Annotated in this window: 15 protein-coding genes and 1 pseudogene; 6 read left to right on the top strand and 10 right to left on the bottom strand. The window is 67.3% G+C overall.

Annotation, left to right across the window (positions count from 1 at the left end; translation table 11 throughout):
* Positions 1–13 precede the first annotated feature (13 nt).
* The 4 genes and pseudogenes from hpaI to AC3WQZ_RS11745 form a co-directional block, all read right to left on the bottom strand.
* Positions 14–823 carry a 4-hydroxy-2-oxoheptanedioate aldolase gene (hpaI, locus tag AC3WQZ_RS11760; RefSeq protein WP_492300585.1) on the bottom strand — a complete coding sequence of 270 codons (810 nt, stop codon included), beginning with the start codon at positions 821–823 and terminating at the stop codon, positions 14–16.
* A 37-nt stretch (positions 824–860) separates the two neighbouring features.
* Positions 861–2,334, bottom strand: a pseudogene (locus AC3WQZ_RS11755) (NAD-dependent succinate-semialdehyde dehydrogenase).
* Positions 2,335–2,368: 34 nt separating this feature from the next.
* Entirely contained in the window at positions 2,369–3,892 is a 1,524-nt protein-coding gene (locus tag AC3WQZ_RS11750; protein WP_492300584.1) for a UxaA family hydrolase, read from the bottom strand.
* 23 nt (positions 3,893–3,915) lie between these two features.
* Positions 3,916–4,932 carry a tripartite tricarboxylate transporter substrate binding protein gene (locus tag AC3WQZ_RS11745; RefSeq protein ID WP_492300583.1) on the bottom strand — a complete coding sequence of 339 codons (1,017 nt, stop codon included), beginning with the start codon at positions 4,930–4,932 and terminating at the stop codon, positions 3,916–3,918.
* 144 nt (positions 4,933–5,076) lie between these two features.
* Between AC3WQZ_RS11745 and AC3WQZ_RS11740 the strand changes: the two genes are divergently transcribed.
* The gene (locus tag AC3WQZ_RS11740; RefSeq protein ID WP_492300581.1) at positions 5,077–6,018 is read left to right on the top strand and encodes a LysR substrate-binding domain-containing protein; all 942 of its coding nucleotides are present in this window, start codon (positions 5,077–5,079) and stop codon (positions 6,016–6,018) included.
* Here AC3WQZ_RS11740 and AC3WQZ_RS11735 read toward each other — a convergent pair.
* On the bottom strand, positions 6,015–6,770 hold the full coding sequence (locus AC3WQZ_RS11735) for a sulfite exporter TauE/SafE family protein (protein WP_011617060.1): 756 nt from the start codon (positions 6,768–6,770) through the stop codon (positions 6,015–6,017). The genes AC3WQZ_RS11740 and AC3WQZ_RS11735 overlap by 4 nt on opposite strands.
* 424 nt (positions 6,771–7,194) lie before the next feature.
* Between AC3WQZ_RS11735 and AC3WQZ_RS11730 the strand changes: the two genes are divergently transcribed.
* Genes AC3WQZ_RS11730 through AC3WQZ_RS11720 form a run of 3 tightly spaced genes read left to right on the top strand, consistent with a single transcriptional unit; the run spans position 7,195 to position 9,789 of the window.
* Positions 7,195–8,628, top strand: a complete 1,434-nt coding sequence (locus tag AC3WQZ_RS11730; protein ID WP_011617059.1) for a cytochrome ubiquinol oxidase subunit I — start codon at positions 7,195–7,197, stop codon at positions 8,626–8,628.
* A gap of 4 nt (positions 8,629–8,632) precedes the next feature.
* Positions 8,633–9,640, top strand: coding sequence for a cytochrome d ubiquinol oxidase subunit II (cydB, locus tag AC3WQZ_RS11725; protein WP_492300580.1), 1,008 nt, complete (start codon positions 8,633–8,635; stop codon positions 9,638–9,640).
* Positions 9,640–9,789, top strand: a complete 150-nt coding sequence (locus AC3WQZ_RS11720; protein WP_084187059.1) for a DUF2474 domain-containing protein — start codon at positions 9,640–9,642, stop codon at positions 9,787–9,789. Before cydB ends, AC3WQZ_RS11720 begins: the two co-directional genes overlap by 1 nt.
* Positions 9,790–9,814: 25 nt before the next feature.
* Here the strand turns inward: AC3WQZ_RS11720 and AC3WQZ_RS11715 are convergent, their stop codons facing one another.
* The 5 genes from AC3WQZ_RS11715 to AC3WQZ_RS11695 all read right to left on the bottom strand — a co-directional run bounded on the left by AC3WQZ_RS11715 (position 9,815) and on the right by AC3WQZ_RS11695 (position 16,493).
* Positions 9,815–10,579 (bottom strand): fumarylacetoacetate hydrolase family protein, encoded by a 765-nt coding sequence (locus AC3WQZ_RS11715; RefSeq protein WP_058697059.1) that lies wholly within the window; start codon positions 10,577–10,579, stop codon positions 9,815–9,817.
* Positions 10,580–10,671: 92 nt separating this feature from the next.
* Positions 10,672–12,120, bottom strand: a complete 1,449-nt coding sequence (locus AC3WQZ_RS11710; RefSeq protein ID WP_037025473.1) for an MFS transporter — start codon at positions 12,118–12,120, stop codon at positions 10,672–10,674.
* A gap of 109 nt (positions 12,121–12,229) precedes the next feature.
* Positions 12,230–13,756: an amidase family protein gene (locus tag AC3WQZ_RS11705; protein ID WP_492300578.1), complete on the bottom strand. Its 1,527-nt coding sequence runs from the start codon at positions 13,754–13,756 to the stop codon at positions 12,230–12,232.
* Positions 13,757–13,849: 93 nt separating this feature from the next.
* On the bottom strand, positions 13,850–15,154 hold the full coding sequence (locus AC3WQZ_RS11700) for an MFS transporter (RefSeq protein ID WP_492300577.1): 1,305 nt from the start codon (positions 15,152–15,154) through the stop codon (positions 13,850–13,852).
* 118 nt (positions 15,155–15,272) lie between these two features.
* Complete coding sequence (locus tag AC3WQZ_RS11695; protein ID WP_010814096.1) at positions 15,273–16,493, bottom strand: pyridoxal-phosphate-dependent aminotransferase family protein; 1,221 nt, start codon at positions 16,491–16,493, stop codon at positions 15,273–15,275.
* A 180-nt stretch (positions 16,494–16,673) separates the two neighbouring features.
* On the opposite strand from AC3WQZ_RS11695, the gene AC3WQZ_RS11690 reads away from it, so the two are divergent.
* On the top strand, positions 16,674–17,393 hold the full coding sequence (locus AC3WQZ_RS11690) for a GntR family transcriptional regulator (RefSeq protein WP_439669954.1): 720 nt from the start codon (positions 16,674–16,676) through the stop codon (positions 17,391–17,393).
* Between the two features lie 181 nt (positions 17,394–17,574).
* Positions 17,575–19,626 carry a LamG-like jellyroll fold domain-containing protein gene (locus AC3WQZ_RS11685; RefSeq protein ID WP_492296983.1) on the top strand — a complete coding sequence of 684 codons (2,052 nt, stop codon included), beginning with the start codon at positions 17,575–17,577 and terminating at the stop codon, positions 19,624–19,626.
* Positions 19,627–19,698: the final 72 nt, after the last annotated feature.

Raw genomic sequence — 19,698 nt, 5'->3', positions numbered from 1 at the left:
AAGGAGATACGGGTCAGTACGCGGCGGAAGGCTTGTCTGCGGCGGGAGCTTCAGAGGGCTGCTCGCGGAACGATGCGGCAAGCTTGCGCGCGGCGTTGGCGTACAGCATCACGTCCACGCCCGTGGCCACGAAGGTGCAGCCCAGGTCCAGGTAGCGGCGTGCCAGTGCCGGGTCCGACGTCAGCGTGCCGGCGGCCTTGCCGCTGGCGATGATGGTGCGCATCGCGCCTTCGATGGCGGCCTGCACCTCCGGGTGGCCGGGGCGGCCGCGGTGGCCCATCGACGCAGCCAGGTCGGCCGGGCCGATGAAGACGCCGTCGATGCCGTCCACCGCGCAGATCGCTTCCAGGTTCTGCAATGCGGAGACGGTCTCGGCCTGCACCAGCAGGCAGATTTCATCGTCGGCCACATCGAGGTAGTCGGTGCGGGCGCTCCACTGCGAGGCGCGCGCAATCGCGCTGCCCACGCCGCGGATGCCTTGCGGCGGGTAGCGCGTGGCGCTGACCACCATGCGCGCCTGTTCCGCGGTATCCACCATCGGCACCAGCAGGCTGCGCGCGCCGATGTCGAGCAACTGCTTGATCAGCGGCACTTCACCGGCGACGGCGCGCACCACGGGCTGGACCGGGTATGGCGCCACCGCCTGCAGCGCGTGCAGTGTCGAGCGCAGGTCGTTGGGGGCGTGTTCACCGTCGATCAGCAGCCAGTCAAAGCCTGCCGTGGCGGACACTTCGGCCAGGTACGGCGTTGCCATCGACAGCCACAGGCCGATCTGCGCCTGGCGGGCGGCCAGCGCGGTCTTGAAGGGATTGTTTGCGGGCATGGTGTGTTCCGGTTCGATGATCGATGAGCCCGGCGCTTCAGCCGAGCTGGCCCTGGCAAAGGTACTTGGTATGCATGTAGTCGTCCAGCCCGTGGCGCGAGCCCTCGCGCCCGTAGCCCGATTCCTTGACGCCGCCGAACGGCGCCGCCTCGGCCGCGATCGCGCCTTCGTTGATGCCCACCATGCCGGTTTCCAGCGCCTGCGCCACGCGCCAGATGCGGCGGATGTCGTTGGAATAGAAGTAAGCAGCCAGGCCGAACGGGGTGTCGTTGGCGTCGCGGATCACCTCGGCTTCATCGCGGAAGCGGAAGATCGGCGCGACCGGGCCGAAGGTCTCTTCACACGACAGCTCCATCGCGGGGGTCGCATCGGCCAGCACCGTCGGTGCGTAGTAGTGCGGGGCCATCGGCGGTGCGCACGCGCTTGCCGCCGGTGACAACGCGCGCGCCCCGGGCGACGGCGTCTTCCACGTGGCGTGCGATCTTGTCGACGGCGCGGGCATTGATCATGGGGCCGATCTGCGCGGCCTCTTCCGTGGCCGGACCGACATGGAGCGCGCCAACGCGCTGTGCCAGGCGCTCGACAAAGGCGTCGTGCACGGCGTCATGCACATAGACCCGGTTCGGGCACACGCAGGTCTGGCCGCCGTTGCGGAACTTGGACGCCATCAGGCCATCGGCGGCGGCATCGAGATCGGCATCCTCGAAGACGATGAAGGGCGCGTTGCCGCCCAGCTCCAGCGACAGCTTTTTCAGCGTGGCCGCAGATTCGCGCGCGAGGTGCTTGCCCACGGGCGTGGAGCCCGTAAAGGTGATCTTGCGCACGCGGCTGTCGGCCAGCCAGGCATCGACCACGCCCGGCGTGTGCTCGCGCGATGCGGTGACGATGTTGAGCACGCCCGCGGGCATGCCGGCTTGCTGCGCCAGCCATACCAGCGCCAGCGCGGTCAGCGGGGTGTCCTCGGCGGGCTTGGCCACCACCGTGCAACCGGCGGCAAGCGCCGGGGCGATCTTGCGGGCGATCATCGCCAGCGGGAAGTTCCACGGCGTGATCGCCGCGACCACGCCCACCGGCTCCTTCAGCACCAGCAGTTTGCGGCCCGGCACGGCTTCAGCGACGATATCGCCGCAGATGCGCGTGGCCTCTTCGGCAAACCACTCGACATAAGACGCGCCGTACTGCACCTCGCCGCGTGCCTCTTTGAGGGGCTTGCCCTGCTCAGTCGAGATGATGCGCGCCAGGTCATCCTGGTGCGCAAGGATCAGCGCATGCCAGCGCTTGAGCAACTGGGCGCGTTCGCGCGCGGGCCGGCGGCTCCATGCCGGGAAAGCGGCAGCGGCGGCATCGACGGCAAGGCGGGCATCGCCGGCATCGCTGTCTGGCACGTTGGCAAAGGTCTCGCCGGTGGCCGGGTCGGCGACCGGCAGGCGTGCGCCAAGGCCGGCATCGCACCACCGGTCGTCAATCAGGTTCTGGCTGCGCAGCAGCGCTTGCTCGGAGAGCGTCAGCATAAGTATGGAGGAAGAAAGATTGGCGGGAGGCGGCTCAGCTGACGATGCCGAGGTGCCACGGCACGAACTCGTTGTCGCCCAGGCCCAGCGCCTCGCTCTTGGTCGGCTCGCCGGAGGCCGCGCGCAGGATATGTTCGAAAATCCGCTGGCCCATCTGCGGCACGGTCAGTTCGCCGTCGAGCACCAGCCCGCAGTTGATGTCCATGTCTTCTTCCAGACGGTGGTACATCGCCGAGTTGGATGCGAGCTTGATCGTCGGCGCGGGCTTGGAGCCGAACATCGAACCGCGGCCCGTGGTAAAGCAGATCAGGTTGGCGCCGCTGGCGATCTGGCCGGTGACGGCCACCGGGTCATAGCCGGGCGAGTCCATGAACACAAAGCCAGCCTGGTCGATCGGCTCGGCGTATTCGTACACCGCCTGCAGCGGCGTGGTGCCGCCCTTCATGGCCGAGCCCAGCGATTTCTCGAAGATATTGGCCAGGCCGCCCTGCTGGTTGCCGTGGCCGACCACGCCGTTGAACTGGGCGTTGTGGCCGGCGGTGTAGCGCTCCCACCAGGCCAGGCGGTCCAGCAGCTTCTGGCCGACCTCGGGCGTCACCGCGCGGCGCGTCAGCATGAACTCCACACCGTGGATTTCCGGGGTCTCGGACAGGATGGCGGTGCCGCCATGGCGCACCAGGATATCCATAGCCGCGCCCAGCGCCGGATTGGCGCTGATGCCGGAAAAACCATCCGATCCTCCGCATTCCAGCCCGATCTTCAGATGGCTGGCCGATACCGGCTGGCGCACTGCGGCATTGGCCGCGGGCAGCATCGATTCGATCGCGCGGATGCCTGCGGCAATGGTGGCGCGCGTGCCGCCGCTATCCTGCATCACCAGCGTGTGCACCGCGGGGCCGGGTTCAAGCCCCTGCGATTCCACCAGTGAGGCCACCTGGTTACGCTCGCAGCCCAGGCCGACGATCAGCACGCCGGCCAGGTTGGGATGGCGCGCGTAGCCGGCCAGCGTGCGGCGCAGCACGTCGAAGTGCTCGCTCGGCGATGACATGCCGCAGCCGCTGGTCTGCGCGAACGCCACCACGCCATCGACATTCGGATACGCTGCCAGCCGCTGCGCTGTGAAATGCGCGGCAATCTGGCGGATCACGGTGGACGAGCAATTGACCGACGACAGGATGCCGATGAAATTGCGCGTGCCCACGCGCCCGTCCGGGCGCACAAAGCCGTTGAAGGTGGCGCGCCGGGCCTCGGGCACGTAGTCCACCGGCCGCACGTCCTGGCAGAACGCCGGGTCGCGGTAGAAATCGACCAGGGTCAGGTTGTGCGAATGCACGTGGTCGCCCTGGGCGATATCGCGCGCGGCCACGCCGATGACGGTGTCGAACTTGCGCACCGGCGTGCCGGCGGCGATGGCGCAGGCAGCGATCTTGTGGCCGGCCGGCACCTGTGCGCGCACGCGCACGGCGGGGTCGGCCAGCTGCTGGCCAAGGCTGAGGTCGCTGCGGGCGACCAGCACGTTGTCGTTGGCGTGCAGGCGGATGACGGGATTGGGATTCACTTGGACTTGGCCTTGGACGGCAATCAGCCTTGCTGCAGCAGCTCTTTCAGCTTGAGGCGCTGGATCAGCTGGGTTTCCTGGTCATAGACGCTGGCCACGTACTTTTTGTAGTCAGGGCCGTCCAGGTACATCACGGGCGCATCCAGGCGCGCCGCCACCTGCTTGAACTCGTTGCTGGCCACCGCGGCGCGGAAGGCGTCGCGCAGCTTCTTTTCCACGGCGGGCGGCAGGCCCTTCGGGGCGCCGATGCCGTTGGGCGCTTCCACCACCACGTTGTAGCCCAGCTCCTTGAGCGTCGGCGTGTCCTTGAAGCGGGTCGCGCGCTGTTCGCCCCAGGTGGCCAGCAGGCGCAGCTTGCCGGCTTCCACGTGCGGCGCCCATGAGCTGGAATCGGCCAGCAGGTCGACCTGCCCGGCCAGCACGTCCTGCAGCGCGGCGGCGCCGCCCTTGTAGGCGATCGCGTTGAACTGGATGCCCGCGGCCAGCGCGAACTGCTCCATGCCGACGTGGGTCGCGCCGCCGATGCCGGCGTGCGCATAGGTGATCTTGCCGGGGCTGGCCTTGGCGGCGGCCACCACGTCCTGCAGCGTCTGGTAGCGCGAGCTGGCCGGCACGGCGATGCCGAAGGTCTGGCCGGAGGTGCGCGCCAGGTAGGTCAGCTCGCTGCGCGGATCCAGCTGCAGCATGCCGAGCTGCGCGAAGCGCGTCACCGAGATCGGGATCTGGCCGATGGTGTAGCCGTCCGGATTGGCGCGCGCCAGGGCCTTGGTGCCGATCATGCCGGAGGCGCCGGCGCGGTTCTCGACCACGATCGACTGCTTGAGGATGCCGCTCGCCACCTGGCACAGCGCGCGCATCGACTGGTCGGCGGTGCCGCCGACCGGCCATGGGCAGATGAAGGTGATGGGACGCTCCGGATACTCGGCGGCCAGCGCCCGCGCGGCAGGCAGCAGCACGCCGGCAGCGCCCGCGGCGGCACCCGCTGCGGCTCCGATGAGCAGGCGGCGGCGCTTGGAATCGATGGGGAATCCTTGGGTCATTTGCGGGTGTCTCCGATGTTCTGATTATCGGCGGGACCGGCGCAGCCAGCCTCGTCATGCCCCGCATTCTGTCGCGCCTCAACATAACAATCCAATCAAAGAACGGCATTGCTTCATAACCTTAAGGTTAGATAGACTGGTGGCATGGTCCAGATCGATCGCGCGCTGCGCTCCAATATCAAGCTGCGCCACCTGCAACTGCTGGTGGCGCTGGATGAGTTCCGCCACCTCGGCCGCACCGCTGAGTTCCTGTCCGTGAGCCAGCCGGCAGTGTCCAAGGTGCTGACCGAAGTCGAAAGGATGCTGGGTCTGTCGCTGTTCACGCGCTCCACCCGCGGCACCGAGCCCACCCCCGCCGGTGAATCGCTGGTGCGCTTTGCGCGCTCGGTGCTGGCCCAGTACGAGCAGACCCGCGACGAGATCGCCGCGGTGCAGAGCGGCGCTTCCGGCCGCATCCGCGTGGGCTCGATGGGGGCGGCGCTGCCGGTGCTGCTGGCGCAGGCCGTGGGCGCGCTCAAGGACCGCCACGCGCGCGCCACCGTGCTGGTGGAGGAAGGCGACCTGACCCACCTGCTGCCCAAGCTGCGGCTGCGCGAGCTGGACCTGATCGTGGGCCGGCTGGAGCCGGGCTATGCGGCGCCGGACCTGCTGACCGAAGCCCTCTATGAAGAACCGATGGTGGTCGTGGTCCGGCGCGGCCACAAGCTCGCGCGCAAGGCCCGCCCCAGCTGGGCCGACCTGGCGGCGATGCCCTGCGTGCTGCCGCCGCCGTGGGCCTCGCTGCGCGTGAAGATCGAGCAGGCCTTCTATCGCCACGGCCTGCACCCGCCGCAGGATGTCATCGAGACCTCGTCCTACCTGGCGCAGGCCACCTTCGTCGGCCAGCGCGGCGCGGCCGGCTTCATGGCTGAGTCGGTGGCGCTGTCGTTGCAGGAGGAAGGCCGGTTGCACGTGCTGAAGATGGCCGTGCCTGTCGACCTGCCCCCGGTCGGCATCATCACGCTGCGCGAACGGGCGCCGTCGCTCGGCACCGACCAGCTGGTGGAATGCCTGCGCGAGGCTGCGGCGCAGGTCAGGGCCGTCTAGCCCGCACGCGCCATCAACACCGGCGCCGACGTGGCCAGCAGCGCCACGCCGGATACGGTCAGCAACGTCAGCACGACCTTGCGGAAGGTGGCCTCGCTGATGCCCAGGTAGAGCCGCGTGCCCAGCAGCGTTGGCACCAGCATCGCGGGCGCCACCACCAGGAACATCGGCAGCATCTCGCGCGTGACGATGCCCTTGCCCACATACGCGGCCATGGTCATGGCCAGCGTGGCGAGGTTGAAGTTCTGGATCACCGCGCGCTGTTCGTCCTTGTCGAAGCCGCGCAGCGTGCACCACAGCGTGGGGACCACGCCGGTAAAACCACCGATGCCGCCCATCACGCCGCCGGCCGCACCGGCCACGCCATCGGCCACGCGCCCGCCCACGCCGATATGGGGCAACTTGCGCACCATCAGCATCACCGGGCACCACAGGGTCAGGAAGCCGCCGAGCACGACCTTGAACCACTGTGCGTCGAGCATCGGCAGGATCGCCACGCCCAGGGGGATGCCGGCCACGCCGCCGGCCACGAACGGCCACAGCCTCCGCCACGACAGCCCGCGCCGCACCGACACCGCCGCCAGCAGCTGGCCGGTAAGCGCGCCGAACACGGTCATGGCCGACGCCAGCTGCGGCTCGATCGCCCAGGCCCAGAACGACATCGCCACCATGCCGAAGGCAAAGCCCGACAGCCCCTGGACAAAGCCGGCCACGGCGGCGCCGGCGATCACGATCAGCAAGGTCGAATCCATGGCAAGCGGGGCCGCGTCAGGCAGTGGCGGACGCGATGTTCAAAGGCTTCTGGGAAGCGCATGACTATGCACTTCTTTGCCTTGCTTGTCAGCCGCTGCCTCTGCTGCGCCGCGCAAAACTGATACGGTATTTTTTCAATGAGGTGATGCTGTTCGGTTCATTTCGGCTCCGTTAGCATGGTCGCCATCGACAAGGGCAACGGGCCGCGTGAAGCGGCGCCGGCGGCACGGGGTGCGGCGATATGTCACCCGTACGCCACCGGCAGCAACGGTGCCCTTTGCTGCGCGCGCGGCGTACACTACTCTTACCGCACGCGCCTACGGCCCGCGCCCCGGCGCTCCCTGCCGACCAGCCCCGGCCTGCCAGACGGCAGCGCCGCGCCCGTCCCAGGCGTGCGCCAGGCCAGCGCCACGGAGAACAACAATGTTTGGTTTGACCGCGCTAGACCTCGCCCGCACGCAGTTTGCGTTCACGATTTCCTTCCACATCATTTTTCCGGCGATCACCATTGGCCTGGCCGCCTACCTGGCGGTGCTGGAAGGCTGCTGGCTGCGCACGCAGCGCCCGCATTACCGAGACCTCTACCACTTCTGGTCCAAGATCTTTGCCGTCAATTTCGGCATGGGGGTGGTGTCCGGGCTGGTGATGGCCTATCAGTTCGGCACCAACTGGAGCTTCTTCTCGGAGTTCGCGGGCAGCATCACCGGGCCGCTGCTGACCTATGAGGTGCTGACCGCCTTCTTCCTGGAAGCGGGCTTCCTGGGCGTGATGCTGTTCGGCTGGAACCGCGTCGGGCCGGGGCTGCATTTCTTTGCCACGGTGATGGTGGCGCTCGGCACGCTGATCTCCGCCACCTGGATCCTGGCCTCCAACAGCTGGATGCAGACGCCGGCGGGCTTCGAGATCATCAACGGCCGCGTAGTGCCGACCAACTGGTTCGAAGTCATCTTCAACCCGTCGTTCCCCTACCGCCTGGTGCATATGAGCGTGGCGGCATTCCTGGCCACCGCGCTGTTCGTCGGCGCGTCCGCCGCCTGGCACCTGCTGCGCGGGCGCGACAACCCCGCCATCCGCAAGATGCTGTCGATGGCAATGTGGATGCTGCTGATCGTCGCGCCGATCCAGGCCGTGATCGGCGACATGCACGGCCTGAACACGCTCAAGCACCAGCCCGCCAAGATCGCCGCGCTGGAAGGCCACTGGGAGAACAAAGGCAATGAAGGCCTGCCGCTGCTGCTGTTCGGCTGGCCCGACATGGCGCGCGAAGAGACGCGCTTCGCGGTCGAGGTGCCGCGCCTGGGCAGCCTGATCCTGACCCATTCCTGGGACGGACAGATCAAGGGCCTGAAGGAGTTCGCGCCGCAGGACCGGCCCAATTCCACCATTCTGTTCTGGTCGTTCCGCGTGATGGTGGGGCTGGGGCTGCTGATGATCCTGTTGGGCGTGTGGAGCCTGCTGCTGCGCCGGGGCGAGCGCATGTACCGCTCGCGCGGCTTCCTGCATATGGCGTTGTGGATGGGGCCCACCGGCCTGATCGCCATCCTGGCCGGCTGGTTCACCACCGAGGTCGGACGCCAGCCGTGGGTAGTCTACGGGCTGCAGCGCACCGCCGACGCGGTGTCGCCGCACGGCGTGCCCGAACTGGCAACGACGCTGGCGATCTTCGTGGTGGCCTACCTCTTCGTGTTCGGCGTCGGCATCGCCTACATGATGCGGCTGGTGCGCAAGGGTCCGGCGCTGGAAGAAGCCAAGCCGGAAGGCGGCCCCGGACGCGGGCATACGCCGGCACGGCCATTGTCGGCCGTGGATGACGACGAAGCGCTCGCCCCCGCCACCACTGCACGCACCCGGAGCTGACACCATGGGCATCGACCTCTCGCTTCTCTGGATCTTCATCATCTTCTTCGGCGTGATGATGTACGTGGTGATGGACGGCTTCGACCTGGGTATCGGCATGCTCTATCCGTTCGTGCCGGACCGGCATGACCGCGACGTGATGATGAACACGGTGGCACCGGTCTGGGACGGCAACGAGACCTGGCTGGTGCTGGGCGGCGCCGGACTGCTGGCGGCGTTCCCGCTGGCGTATTCAGTGGTGCTGAGCGCGCTCTACCTGCCGCTGATGCTGATGCTGCTGGGCCTGATCTTCCGCGGCGTGGCGTTCGAGTTCCGCTTCAAGGCCAACGACCGCGAGCGCCCGGTGTGGGACGCCGCCTTCATCCTGGGCTCGGGCACGGCCAGTTTCTTCCAGGGCGTGGCGCTGGGCGCCTATATCGACGGCATCAAGCTGGAGGGCCACCGCTTTGCCGGCGGGCCGCTGGACTGGCTCACGCCCTTCCCGCTGTTCTGCGGCATGGGGCTGATGGTGGCCTACACGGTGCTGGGCAGCACCTGGCTGATCATGAAGACCGAGGGCGAGTTGCAGCAGCGCATGATCAAGCTGACCGGCTCGCTGGCGTGGCTGCTGCTGGCGGTGATCGCGGTGATCAGCCTGTGGACGCCGCTGACGCATCCCGAGATTGCCGAGCGCTGGTTCAGCCTGCCCAACCTGTTCTGGTTCTCGCCGGTGCCGATCCTGGTGGCGCTGTGCATGTTCATGCTGATGCGCGCGCTGCGGCATGAGCCGGATATCTCGCCGTTCATGTACGCGCTGGGGCTGGTGTTCCTGGGCTACAGCGGGCTGGCCATCAGCGTCTGGCCCAATATCATCCCGCCGGGAATCTCGATCTGGGACGCCGCCGCGCCGCCGCAAAGCCAGGGCTTTGCGCTGGTGGGGGCGCTGTTCATCATCCCCTTCATCCTGATGTACACGGTGTGGGCCTACTACGTTTTCCGCGGCAAGGTGCGCCACGGCGAGGGCTACCACTGATGGATATGGATACACAGCGCCCGGGGACCGGCACCTGGCTGCGGCGCATCGGCTGGCTGGTGCTGATCTGGGCCGCCAGCGTGGCGGCACTGGGCGTGGCCGCGTGGGTGCTGCGGATCATCATGCAGGGCGTCGGCTTGCGCAGCTGACGCCCCGTCAAGGGCAACGCCGCCCTCAGAGCTGGACCGAGGCCTCGCCGATGCCATCGAACTCCGCGGTCACCAGGTCGCCTGCCGATGCGTCCAGGATGCCGACCCAGGTGCCGGTGGTGACGACCGTGCCGGCCTCTACGCGTCGCCCGTCGCGCGTGGCGTGGCGCAGCCAGGCGGCCAGTCCAAAGGCCGGATCGCCCAGCGCGTGGGTGCCGCGGCGCTCGATGGTTTGCGTGCCGATCCGCACCCGGCAATGCTGTGCCGCCCAGTCCCGCGCCGCATAGTCACGCCACTGGCCAAGCACCAGTGCGCCGTGGGACTGCAGGTCGGCCAGCTTCAGCAGCGCGGGCGCGGCGAGGTACTGCCGCCAGCGCGAATCGACGACTTCAATCGACACCGCCATCGCATCGATCAGCCCGGCCGCGCCGGCGTAGTCGAGGGCGGCAGCCTGCGCGGCGTCAACGCCCTGCCCCAGCCGCAACGCAATCTCTGCCTCGATGCCGCGCCATGTGAAAGGCCAGTCGCCGGCATGCGCGGGGCTGGTCCAGACCCCTGCAAGCGGCAGTTCGGCATGCGTCAGCACCGCCTCGCGCGAGGCGCCGCCGGATTTCCAGTAGCCGGCGCCTGTCGCTTGCCAGCCAAGCGCGCGGGCCACGGCCGACTGCACGGCGTAGGCCTGTTCCGCATTCTCAAGCACGGTGGCGAATTGCTCTGCATCGGCGCAGCCCTGTTCGCTACGCGCGCTGAGCAGGGCCTGCGCGACCCGATCGATATTGGAAGATGTCATGCCTTGGGTATTTCCTTGAATGAGGGATGAATATCGCCCGGTATCCCGCTCCCCGCAAGCGCGCGCAGCACGCTGCCGGGAGCGGGCCGGTCTCAGGAACCGCTAGCGCTGGCCGCGGTGCCACTGACGGCAGGCACGGCTTCGTCGTCGGCGGCGGTCTCGCCCATGGCGCGGCCGAAGGTTTCCGGCGCGAACTGCACGGCCAGCGCAAACACTGCGTACATCGCCGCGAGCATGCTGAACATGCCGCCAACGCCGTAGGTTTCGAACACGCGCCCGCTGATCAGCGGCGTCAGCGCCCCGGCCAGGGTGCCCAGCGCCAGGATCAGCGAGGTGCCGAATGCGCGCACGTGGGTGGGATACTGCTCCGGCGCGAAGATCCAGATTGACGTGTTCAGCAACACCACGCAGAACGTGAAGCACGCGCCAAACAGCAGCACCAGGCCCACGTTATACGTCAGGAAGCCGAAGCACAACCCGGCCGCGCAGGCCAGCCCCGCGCCTGTCGTCAGCACCCGCTTGCGCGGAAAGTGATAGCCGCAGTATGAGGCCGCGAGCGCCCCGAACAGGCTGCCGCTCTGCATCACCATGGTGAAGAGAAAGCTCTTGGAGATGGTGTAGCCCTGCGACATCAGGATGGTCGGCATCAGCGTCAGCACCGAGATCTGCGCGCCGTACGTCATGGACACCGCAATCCCCAGCGCGATCGTGCGCCGTCCCAGGCGGCCCTTGAAGATATCGCTCAGGCGCACCCTGGTGCGCGGCGCGTCGTCCTGGATCGCGGCCTTGATATAGGGCGTCGGCTCGCCGTCGAGCTTGCCCAGGCGGCCGGATGCCAGCACCGACAGCACCCGGTTGGCCTCGTCCACGCGCCCCTTGGACAGCAGGAAGCGCGGCGTCTCCGGAATAAAGCGCCGGTAGAACACGACGAAGAATGCCGGCAGCACCAGGCAGGCAAAGAGCCAGCGCCAGCTGTCCGGACCCGGGAACATGGCGAAGACCGCCAAGCCGAAGGCCGGCGCCAGCATATTGCCCAGGCCACCGCTACCTACGCTGACCAGGCCTACCGCGGTACCGCGGAAGCGCGTCGAGCACAGCTCGGCCAGCATGGTCACGGCGATCGAGATCTCCCCGCCCAGGCCGATACCGACGATAAAGCGTCCCGCCGCCAGCACGCCATAGTTCGGTGCCAGCGCGCAGATGATGGCGCCCAGCGTGAACAGCAGCAGGTTGGCGCTCAGCATCGTGCGCCTGCCGTAGCGGTCCGCGATATAGCCGGAGCCGATGCGTCCCAGCGCGGCGGCACTGAAGGTCAGCGTATTGAGAAAGCCGATCTCCGCCACCGAGATGCCCCACTGCTCGCGCAGCATGGGGCCGATCAGGCCGACGGCGTTCTGTTCGAAGACATCGAACATCACCCCGAGCATGATCATGAGGATGATCTTCTTGTGCGATGCCGTCACCCCGATGCCATCCATGGCCCGGTCGAGCTCATGCTGCTGTGGGGAATTCGGCGATTGAACTACTGTTTCTGCGCCCATCTTTGTCTCCTCCTCGTTTCGAGGTTGTCGCGCTATGTCCGCGACCTTGTCGCCGCCGTGTCCGGCGGGCGTTTGTAGAGCAGCGATAAAACGTCGTTCCGGCGCGCGCCTATTCCAGCGCCGGCGTCGAATGCGGCGGCCGGCGCGCGCGCAAGGCCTGCTCGGCCGCATAGGCCAGCCGTATCAGCACGGGTTCGGTGAAAGGCAGGCCAAAGAACTCCAGCCCGACCGGTACGCCTTGGGGGGCATTGCCGTCCGGCGCCGAGAATCCGGCCGGAATCACGATGGCCGGAAAGCCGGTGGCCGACGCGAGCACGCCATTGCGCTCCGCCTGGGTCTCGCCGACCGGCGCCACCAGGCGCCGCTGGTGCGGAAATGCCAGCGCGTCAAGCCGATGCCGCGCCATCAGGTCCTGCAGCCGCTGGCGCAATGCCTGCTGGCGCTGCAGGCGTTCGCGGTACTCCCCTTCCCGCTCCCTCAGCGCTGCCGCGGTGGTAAGGGTGCCCGCCACGCTTGGATGGACAGAACCGGCAGCGATGATGTCCTGCATCGATCGCACCGGGACGCCGGGGGGCAGCCCCGCCAGGTAGGCATCGAGATCGCGCTCCATCTCGTAGTGGTGCACAAGCGTGGACGCGAGCAGCTCGTCCGGGCTGATGGCGTCTTCAATCGCGATCAGCTCGGCGCCTTGTGCAGCGATGGTGGCCAGCGCTGCCTGCATCACGGCGTTGACGGGACGATGCACATCCTGGTCGCCGAAGAAATGGCGCAACACGCCGATGCGCGCCCCCCTGAGTCCGTCGCGGTCGAGGCTGGCGGCATAGCTCGCCGGGATGTGGGGCGCGCCCTGGCTGGTGACCGGGTCGGCCGGGTCATGGCCGGCGATGACATCGAGCAGCAGCGCCGTATCGGCGACGGTACGGGTGATCGGGCCGATGGTGTCCTGCGTCAGCCCGCAAGGGACCAGCCCGGCCCGGCTGACCAGGCCCATGGTCGGACGCAGGCCGACCAGGTTGTTGGCCGAGGCCGGCGAGCGGATGGAATTGACCCCGTCGGTGCCGATGCCGAGCAGGCCGAAGCTGGCTGCGATGCCGGCGCCGGTCCCGCCGCTGGAACCGCCGGGCGTGCGGGTCAGGTCATAGGGATTGAGGGTCTGGCCAGACAAGGTGCTGACCGTCTCGCCGCCGGAGGCAAGCTCGTGCAGGTTGGTCTTGGCCAGGACGATGGCACCCGCCTCGCGCAGCCGGCGGATGACGAAGGCATCGTCGGCGGACAGGTTGCCGCGCAGGCAGGCGGCGCCGGCGGTGGTTTCCATGCCGCCGCATTCGATGTTGTCCTTGACCAGCACCGGGATGCCATGCAGCGGCGCCAGCGGCCGCGTGGGGTTGCGGCCCGCCATGGCGTCGATGCGGCCGGCCTCTTCCAGCGCCTGCGGGTTGGGCTGCAGGATGCTGCGCAGGGCGGGGCCGCCCTGGTCATAGGCCGAGATGCGCGCGAGGCAGGCGCTGGCCAGTTGGCGCGCCGTCAGCCTGCCGTCGCGCATCGCGGCATGCGCGCTGGCAACGGTGGCTTCCACCACGCTGAACGGCGCGTGATGGCCGGGGCTGTCTGGCACCGGTTGGTACGAGTTTGTCATGAGAGCCTTCCATGCGCCGGCAAGGGCGCGAAGTGTTTGCGAGGTGATGGGCAGGCGGGGCAGCGGCACGGTGCCGCACCCCGCCTTGACTCGCTATCGATTGACCAGGCGGGCAGGTATTGTCCAGATGCAGAACGCACCCAGCATCAGCATCCCGGCAATCATGTAGTAAGCACTGTTGCCGCTCTGGGTCACGTCGCGCAGGTAGCCGATCATGTAGCCGCTGGTAAAGCCGGCAAGGTTGCCGATCGAGTTGCTCATGGCGATGGCCGTGGCCAACGCCGCGCCGCTGAGGAAAGCCGTCGGCAGGGACCAGAACAGCGGCGTGCAGGTCAGGATGCCGGCTGCGGCGATCGACAGGAACACCAGGGACAGCGCGGTGTTGTGCATGACCCAGGGCAACGCCAGGAAACCGATCGCGCCCATCATGCACGGGATGATCAAATGCCAGCGCCGCTCGCGGTGCTTGTCGGCGCTGCGGCCGAAGAAGTACATCGAGACAATGGCCGCCATATACGGTATCGCGCTCAGCATGCCGATATGGAGCGGGTCGCTGACACCGGTCGACCTGATGAACGTGGGCAGCCAGAGCGTGATGCCGTACTGGCCAGTGACATAGCAGAAGCAGATCAGGCTGATCAGCCAGACGCGCGGATCGGTAAACACCTTGCCGACGCGTGCCTGCGGGTCCACCGCCTTGACGTCTTCCGACTTGGCCAGTTCAAGGACCTGCTTCTCCTCGCTGGTCAGCCATTTGGCCTTGGCAATGGAGTTGTCCAGGTAGTAGAAGCAGAAGCACCCCAGCAGCACCGCCGGCACCGCCTCGATGACGAACATCCATTGCCAGCCGCCCAGGCCAGACACGCCGGCCATGCTGCCCATCAGGAAGCCGGACAGCGGGTTGCCGATGATGCCGGACAGCGGCGAGCCCATGCAGTAGATGGCCATGATCTTGGCACGCCGGTGCGACGGGTACCAGCACGACAGGTAGTACACGATGCCTGGCGTGAAGCCGGCTTCGGCCAGGCCCAGCAGGAAGCGCAGCGTGTAGAACTGGGTTGGCGTCTGCACGAACGCAAAGCACGCAGAGAGTATCCCCCACGTGATCATGATCCGGCCGATCCACACCTTGGCGCCGAACTTGTGCAATGCCAGGTTGCTCGGCACCTCGAACAGGAAGTAGCCGATAAAGAAAATCCCGGCGCCCAGCCCGTAGACGGTTTCGCTGAAGCCCAGTTGCTGCGACATCTGGAGCTTGGCAAAACCTACGTTGACGCGATCGAGATAAGCGATCAGGAAGCAGACCATCAGGAATGGCACCAGCCTCCAGCTCACCTTGCGATAGGTCGCATCCTCGAACGTCCTGATCTTTGTTCCCGCCTGCAGGGTTGTATCCACAGCGTCTCCTCTGTTTTTTGTCAGGTACGGCAGTGCTGCGCTGATCCGTTGCGACCAGTCCGGCGGGGGCGTTGCGCACGCGCGGCGCCCGCCCCCGTCTCGGAAGGCAGTGACTGCGTCAGGCGGCAGCCTTGAGCGGCAGCGGCGTCGCGTGCGTGGCGAGATAGTCCATGGCGGCAACGGTGCCGCTGCCCGCGAGCGAAACGCCCGAGATCTTCAGGCCCATCTCGCAGCCGGCCAGCGTGGCCATCAGCGTGAGGTCGTTGCAGTCGCCCAGATGGCCGATACGGAACATGCGGCCCTTGACCTTGCCCAGGCCGGCGCCGAGCGACATGTTGAAGCGGTCATAGATGTTCCTGCGCACCACGTCCGCGTCGATCCCCTCGGGCATCATCACGCCGGTCAGCACCGGGCTGTAGACGGCCGGGTCCGCGCACTGGATCTCCAGGCCCCAGGCCTTGACCGCGCGGCGGCAGGCTTCGGCCAGGCGCTGGTGGCGGGTGAAGACGTTGTCCAGCCCTTCCTCAAGGATCATGTCGAGGGCTTCGGACAGGCCATAAAGCAGGTTCGTGCTGGGGGTATAGGGCCAGTAGCCGGTCCGGTTCATCTCGATGATTTCATCCCAGCCCCAGAAGCTGCGCGGCAGCCGGGCCGTGCGGGAAGCTGCGATGGCCTTGGGCGAGACCGCATTGAAGCTGATGCCAGGCGGCAGCATCAGGCCCTTCTGCGAGCCGGACACGGTCACATCCACGCCCCACTCGTCATGCCGGTAATCGGCGGACGCCAGCCCCGAGATGGTGTCGACCAGCAGCAGCGCCGGGTGTCCGGCCGCATCGATGGCGCGGCGCACGGCGGCGATATCCGAGGTCACGCCAGTCGAGGTCTCGTTGTGCACCACGCACACCGCCTTGATCACATGCGCGCTGTCGGCACGCAGGCGGGCCTCGATCATGTCGGCCTGCACCCCGTGGCGCCAGCCCTCCACGCCCGGCAGGCCGAGGAATTCGGGCTTGATACCCAGGTTCTCGGCCATCTTCTTCCACAGCGTGGCGAAGTGGCCGGTCTCGAACATCAGCACCGTGTCGCCAGGGCTCAGCGTGTTCGACAGCGCCGCTTCCCAGGCCCCCGTGCCCGAAGCCGGATAGATCACCACCGGCTGCTCGGTCTTGAAGATCTTCTTGATGCCGTCCAGCACCTTGAGGCCCAGCGCGCCGAATTCCGGGCCGCGATGATCGATGGTCGGATAGCTGATGGCGCGCAGGATGCGATCGGGAACCGGGCTCGGCCCGGGGATCTGCAGGAAGTGGCGGCCGGCCGGATGGAAGTTGAGATTAAGCATTTGACTCCTCCTGTTGAGTTTTGAATGCAAAATACTTTATCAGAGGAGTGACGAGAAAACAGCCGGGATTGCGCCGAAATTCTCTAGCGTTTACCCCACAATACAAGGGTTTACTTGCGTTTTTGAGTTCCAGTTAAGGGTCTGCTAAAATTGAACGCAATCACGCGATAGGAATTTTGAATGCAAATTGTCGCAACTTCTGGCACGGATTCGCCGGCCCCCGTACTGCCCAGGCTCGAACGGCAACGCTTGCACGACACCGTGGTGGCCCACCTGCGCACGTTCATCGTCGAGGGCACCCTGGAACCGGGCAGGAAGCTCAATGAGCGCGAACTGTGCGAGACCCTGGGCATCTCCCGCACGCCGCTGCGCGAGGCCCTGAAGGTGCTGGCGGCAGAGGGCCTGATCGATATCTCGCCCAACCGCGGGGCAACCGTTTCGCGCCTGTCCGGGGCGGAGATCCAGGACACGTTTGAGCTGATGAGCGGGCTGGAAGCGTTTTCCGGCGAACTGGCCTGTGAACGCATCACGGCCGTGGAACTGGCCGAGATCAAGGCCCTGCACTATGCAATGCTGGCCTGCCGGGCAAACGACGACCTGCCCGGCTATTACCGCATCAACCACCAGATCCATGACCGCATCAACCTGGCGGCCCGCAATTCGGCGCTGCGCCAGACCTATCTGTCTGTGAACCGGCGACTGCAGGCACTGCGCTTCCGCTCCAACTATCAGAAGCCGAAGTGGGACAGCGCCATCCGCGACCACGAAGAGATGCTGCAGGCACTTGAAGCACGCGACGGCAAGCGGCTTGCGGCCATCCTGCGCCAGCACCTGCTGGACAAGCGCGACGCGGTGCTGCTGATCCAGGCAGGCGATGCCGGCGGCACACCGCAGGCATAGGACGGACGCTGGCGCCACCCTCACCTCAAGAATCCGAATAGCCCCATCAGCATTCTTTGCCCCGCTGTCACCACGGTGACAACCCCGGTTCTTACTCTGCGAGCGCATTGCGGCAAACGCAATCCGCCACGCGGCACCTGCCGCCGGCGCACAACAACGCAGATGAACAGGGGAATCAAAGATGGCAGGGAACCTTGCACCGGACAGGCTGGCGGGGATGTCGCGCGGCCGTGTGCTGGCCGCCACCATGATCGCCGCACTGGCGGCAACACTGGCCGGCTGCGGCGGCGGCGATGACACCGCGCCGACAACCGCACCGAACGACACCACCATCAAGACCCCGCCGCCTGCCGGTGCCGGCGGCCCGCGCGTGCTGCTGGTCGGCGTGGACGGTGCCACCTATGCCCAGGTGCAGGGCGCGCTGCTGCGGCGCGAGCTGCCCAACCTGGCCCGGCTGAACCTGGTGCCCACCGCCACCGGCGGCATGCCCGGCACCATCACCGCGCAGCCGCCGCTGGACGCGCCCAGCTGGGCCACGGTGCTGACCGGCGCCTGGGCCAACCGCCACGGCATCGAAGACGATACCGGCAGCACCGCACTGCAGGCCCCCACCGTATTCCGCTACCTGCGCGCGGCCGGCAAACCCGGCCTGCAGCAAGGCGCATCCACCAGTTCGGGGGTGCTGCCGGGCCTGCTCAAGGCCGAGCAGGAAGCGGGCATGCTCGATACGCTGATTGACTGCGCCGGGGTCGACAGCTGCGTCACGCAGAACGCCGTGCGGCAGGTGCAGTCCGGCTATGGCGTAGTGTTTGCGCAATACAGCGCGCCGGCACAGGCGGCAGAAGCCGGCGGCTTCGGCAACGGCGCCTATGCCACGGCCCTGGCCGGCATCGACAAGGCGCTGGGCGAGCTGCTCGGCGCCGTCGCCGCGCGCAGCCAGGGGCAGCCGGGTGAAGACTGGCTGGTGATGGTCACCACCAGCCACGGCCTGGATGCCACCGGCGCCACCACCACGGTGCCGACGGTGGAGAACCGCACCGCCTTCCTCGCCACCAACAAGGCGCTCAACGGCGCGCTGGCCAAACCTGGCGCAGCAGCGCCGGACACCCCGGCGGACCTGTCGGCGCTGCCGACCGAAGCCGATCTCGTCCCGACCGTGCTGGCCCACGCCGGCGTGGCGCTTGACCCGGCCACCACGCGGCTGGACGGTTCGGCGCTGACCACCGCCAACGCAGGCGTGCGAGCCATCGGCGCCAGCATCAGCCAGTACAACGACGCCATCACGCTGGGCTGGCAGAACCCGACCGAAGCCTTCGGCGTCACCCGCGTGCTGCGCGACGGCGTGCAGATCGCCTCGCTGGGACCTGAGGTGCGGCAGTTCACCGACAAGGCCTTCAACATGGCCACGGGCCTGTACCAGTTCAACTACACGCTGGTGCGCAATGACGTGCCGGTGTCGTACCTGGCGCAGATCCACTACGTCAAGCCGGTCATGCTGGCGCCGACGCTGCTCAATGGGCTGGCCACGTACTTCAGCCTCGACAGCAAGCCGTTCGCCGATGCGAAGAACGCCGCCACGCTCGGCCCGTGGGCGGCAAGCCTTGACGGCGGCACGCTGGCTGCCGACAACTTCAGCAGCCAGTCGCTGCAGCTGGACTCGCGTGTCGACAGCTACAAGCTGGCGTACAACGCTGCCGATATCACGCAGAGCCCGCAGTTCACCATCGGCTTCTGGTTCCGCACCGACTGCACCCAGGGCAACGGCACCGGCGAGCCCATCCTGTCCAACAAGAACTACATCTCGGGCGGCAACCCCGGCATTGCCGTCGCGCTGTTCGGCAGCTGCGAGATCCGCTTCAACCTGGGCAGCGGCAGCGGCAAACGCGACGACATCAACGGCATGAAGGTGTCGGCCAACCAGTGGGCCTACCTGGCGCTGTCGGTCGATGCGACAGCCAGGCGCTTCAGCGCCTATGTCATCGATCCGGTGCTGGGCCTGCAGAAGACCGAGAACAAGGCGATCACCAATACCGACGTGACCAAGCTGGCCGGGCTCGGCACCGGCTGGGGCGTGAACGACGATGCCACGCACAACTACGTGGGCAACAACCCCGGCGCGCTCAAGGGCGTGATGGGCTTCAACGACCTGGCGATGTGGACGCGCGTGCTGTCGCTGGACGAGCTGAAGGCCATCACCGGCGCACGCCAGCCGCTGTCCACGCTCAATCCTTAAATCCGGCCGGAGCCCGTTTCGTCACGGAACGGGTTCCTCACCGACCCTTCCCCCCCGCCCGATCCCCTGCAG

The organism is Cupriavidus sp. FW305-26 (genome assembly GCF_058787975.1).
Note: the sequence above shows the minus strand (reverse complement) of the source record. Positions and strands in the feature narration are given on the sequence as shown.

Bases quoted from the DNA above. Each gene is read 5' to 3' on its own strand.
- hpaI (WP_492300585.1), bottom strand. From the start codon at position 823: ATGCCCGCAAACAATCCCTTCAAGACCGCGCTGGCCGCCCGCCAGGCG.
- AC3WQZ_RS11745 (WP_492300583.1), bottom strand. From the start codon at position 4,932: ATGACCCAAGGATTCCCCATCGATTCCAAGCGCCGCCGCCTGCTCATC.
- AC3WQZ_RS11740 (WP_492300581.1), top strand. From the start codon at position 5,077: ATGGTCCAGATCGATCGCGCGCTGCGCTCCAATATCAAGCTGCGCCAC.
- AC3WQZ_RS11735 (WP_011617060.1), bottom strand. From the start codon at position 6,770: ATGGATTCGACCTTGCTGATCGTGATCGCCGGCGCCGCCGTGGCCGGC.
- AC3WQZ_RS11730 (WP_011617059.1), top strand. From the start codon at position 7,195: ATGTTTGGTTTGACCGCGCTAGACCTCGCCCGCACGCAGTTTGCGTTC.
- cydB (WP_492300580.1), top strand. From the start codon at position 8,633: ATGGGCATCGACCTCTCGCTTCTCTGGATCTTCATCATCTTCTTCGGC.
- AC3WQZ_RS11720 (WP_084187059.1), top strand. From the start codon at position 9,640: ATGGATATGGATACACAGCGCCCGGGGACCGGCACCTGGCTGCGGCGC.
- AC3WQZ_RS11715 (WP_058697059.1), bottom strand. From the start codon at position 10,579: ATGACATCTTCCAATATCGATCGGGTCGCGCAGGCCCTGCTCAGCGCG.
- AC3WQZ_RS11710 (WP_037025473.1), bottom strand. From the start codon at position 12,120: ATGGGCGCAGAAACAGTAGTTCAATCGCCGAATTCCCCACAGCAGCAT.
- AC3WQZ_RS11705 (WP_492300578.1), bottom strand. From the start codon at position 13,756: ATGACAAACTCGTACCAACCGGTGCCAGACAGCCCCGGCCATCACGCG.
- AC3WQZ_RS11695 (WP_010814096.1), bottom strand. From the start codon at position 16,493: ATGCTTAATCTCAACTTCCATCCGGCCGGCCGCCACTTCCTGCAGATC.
- AC3WQZ_RS11690 (WP_439669954.1), top strand. From the start codon at position 16,674: ATGCAAATTGTCGCAACTTCTGGCACGGATTCGCCGGCCCCCGTACTG.
- AC3WQZ_RS11685 (WP_492296983.1), top strand. From the start codon at position 17,575: ATGGCAGGGAACCTTGCACCGGACAGGCTGGCGGGGATGTCGCGCGGC.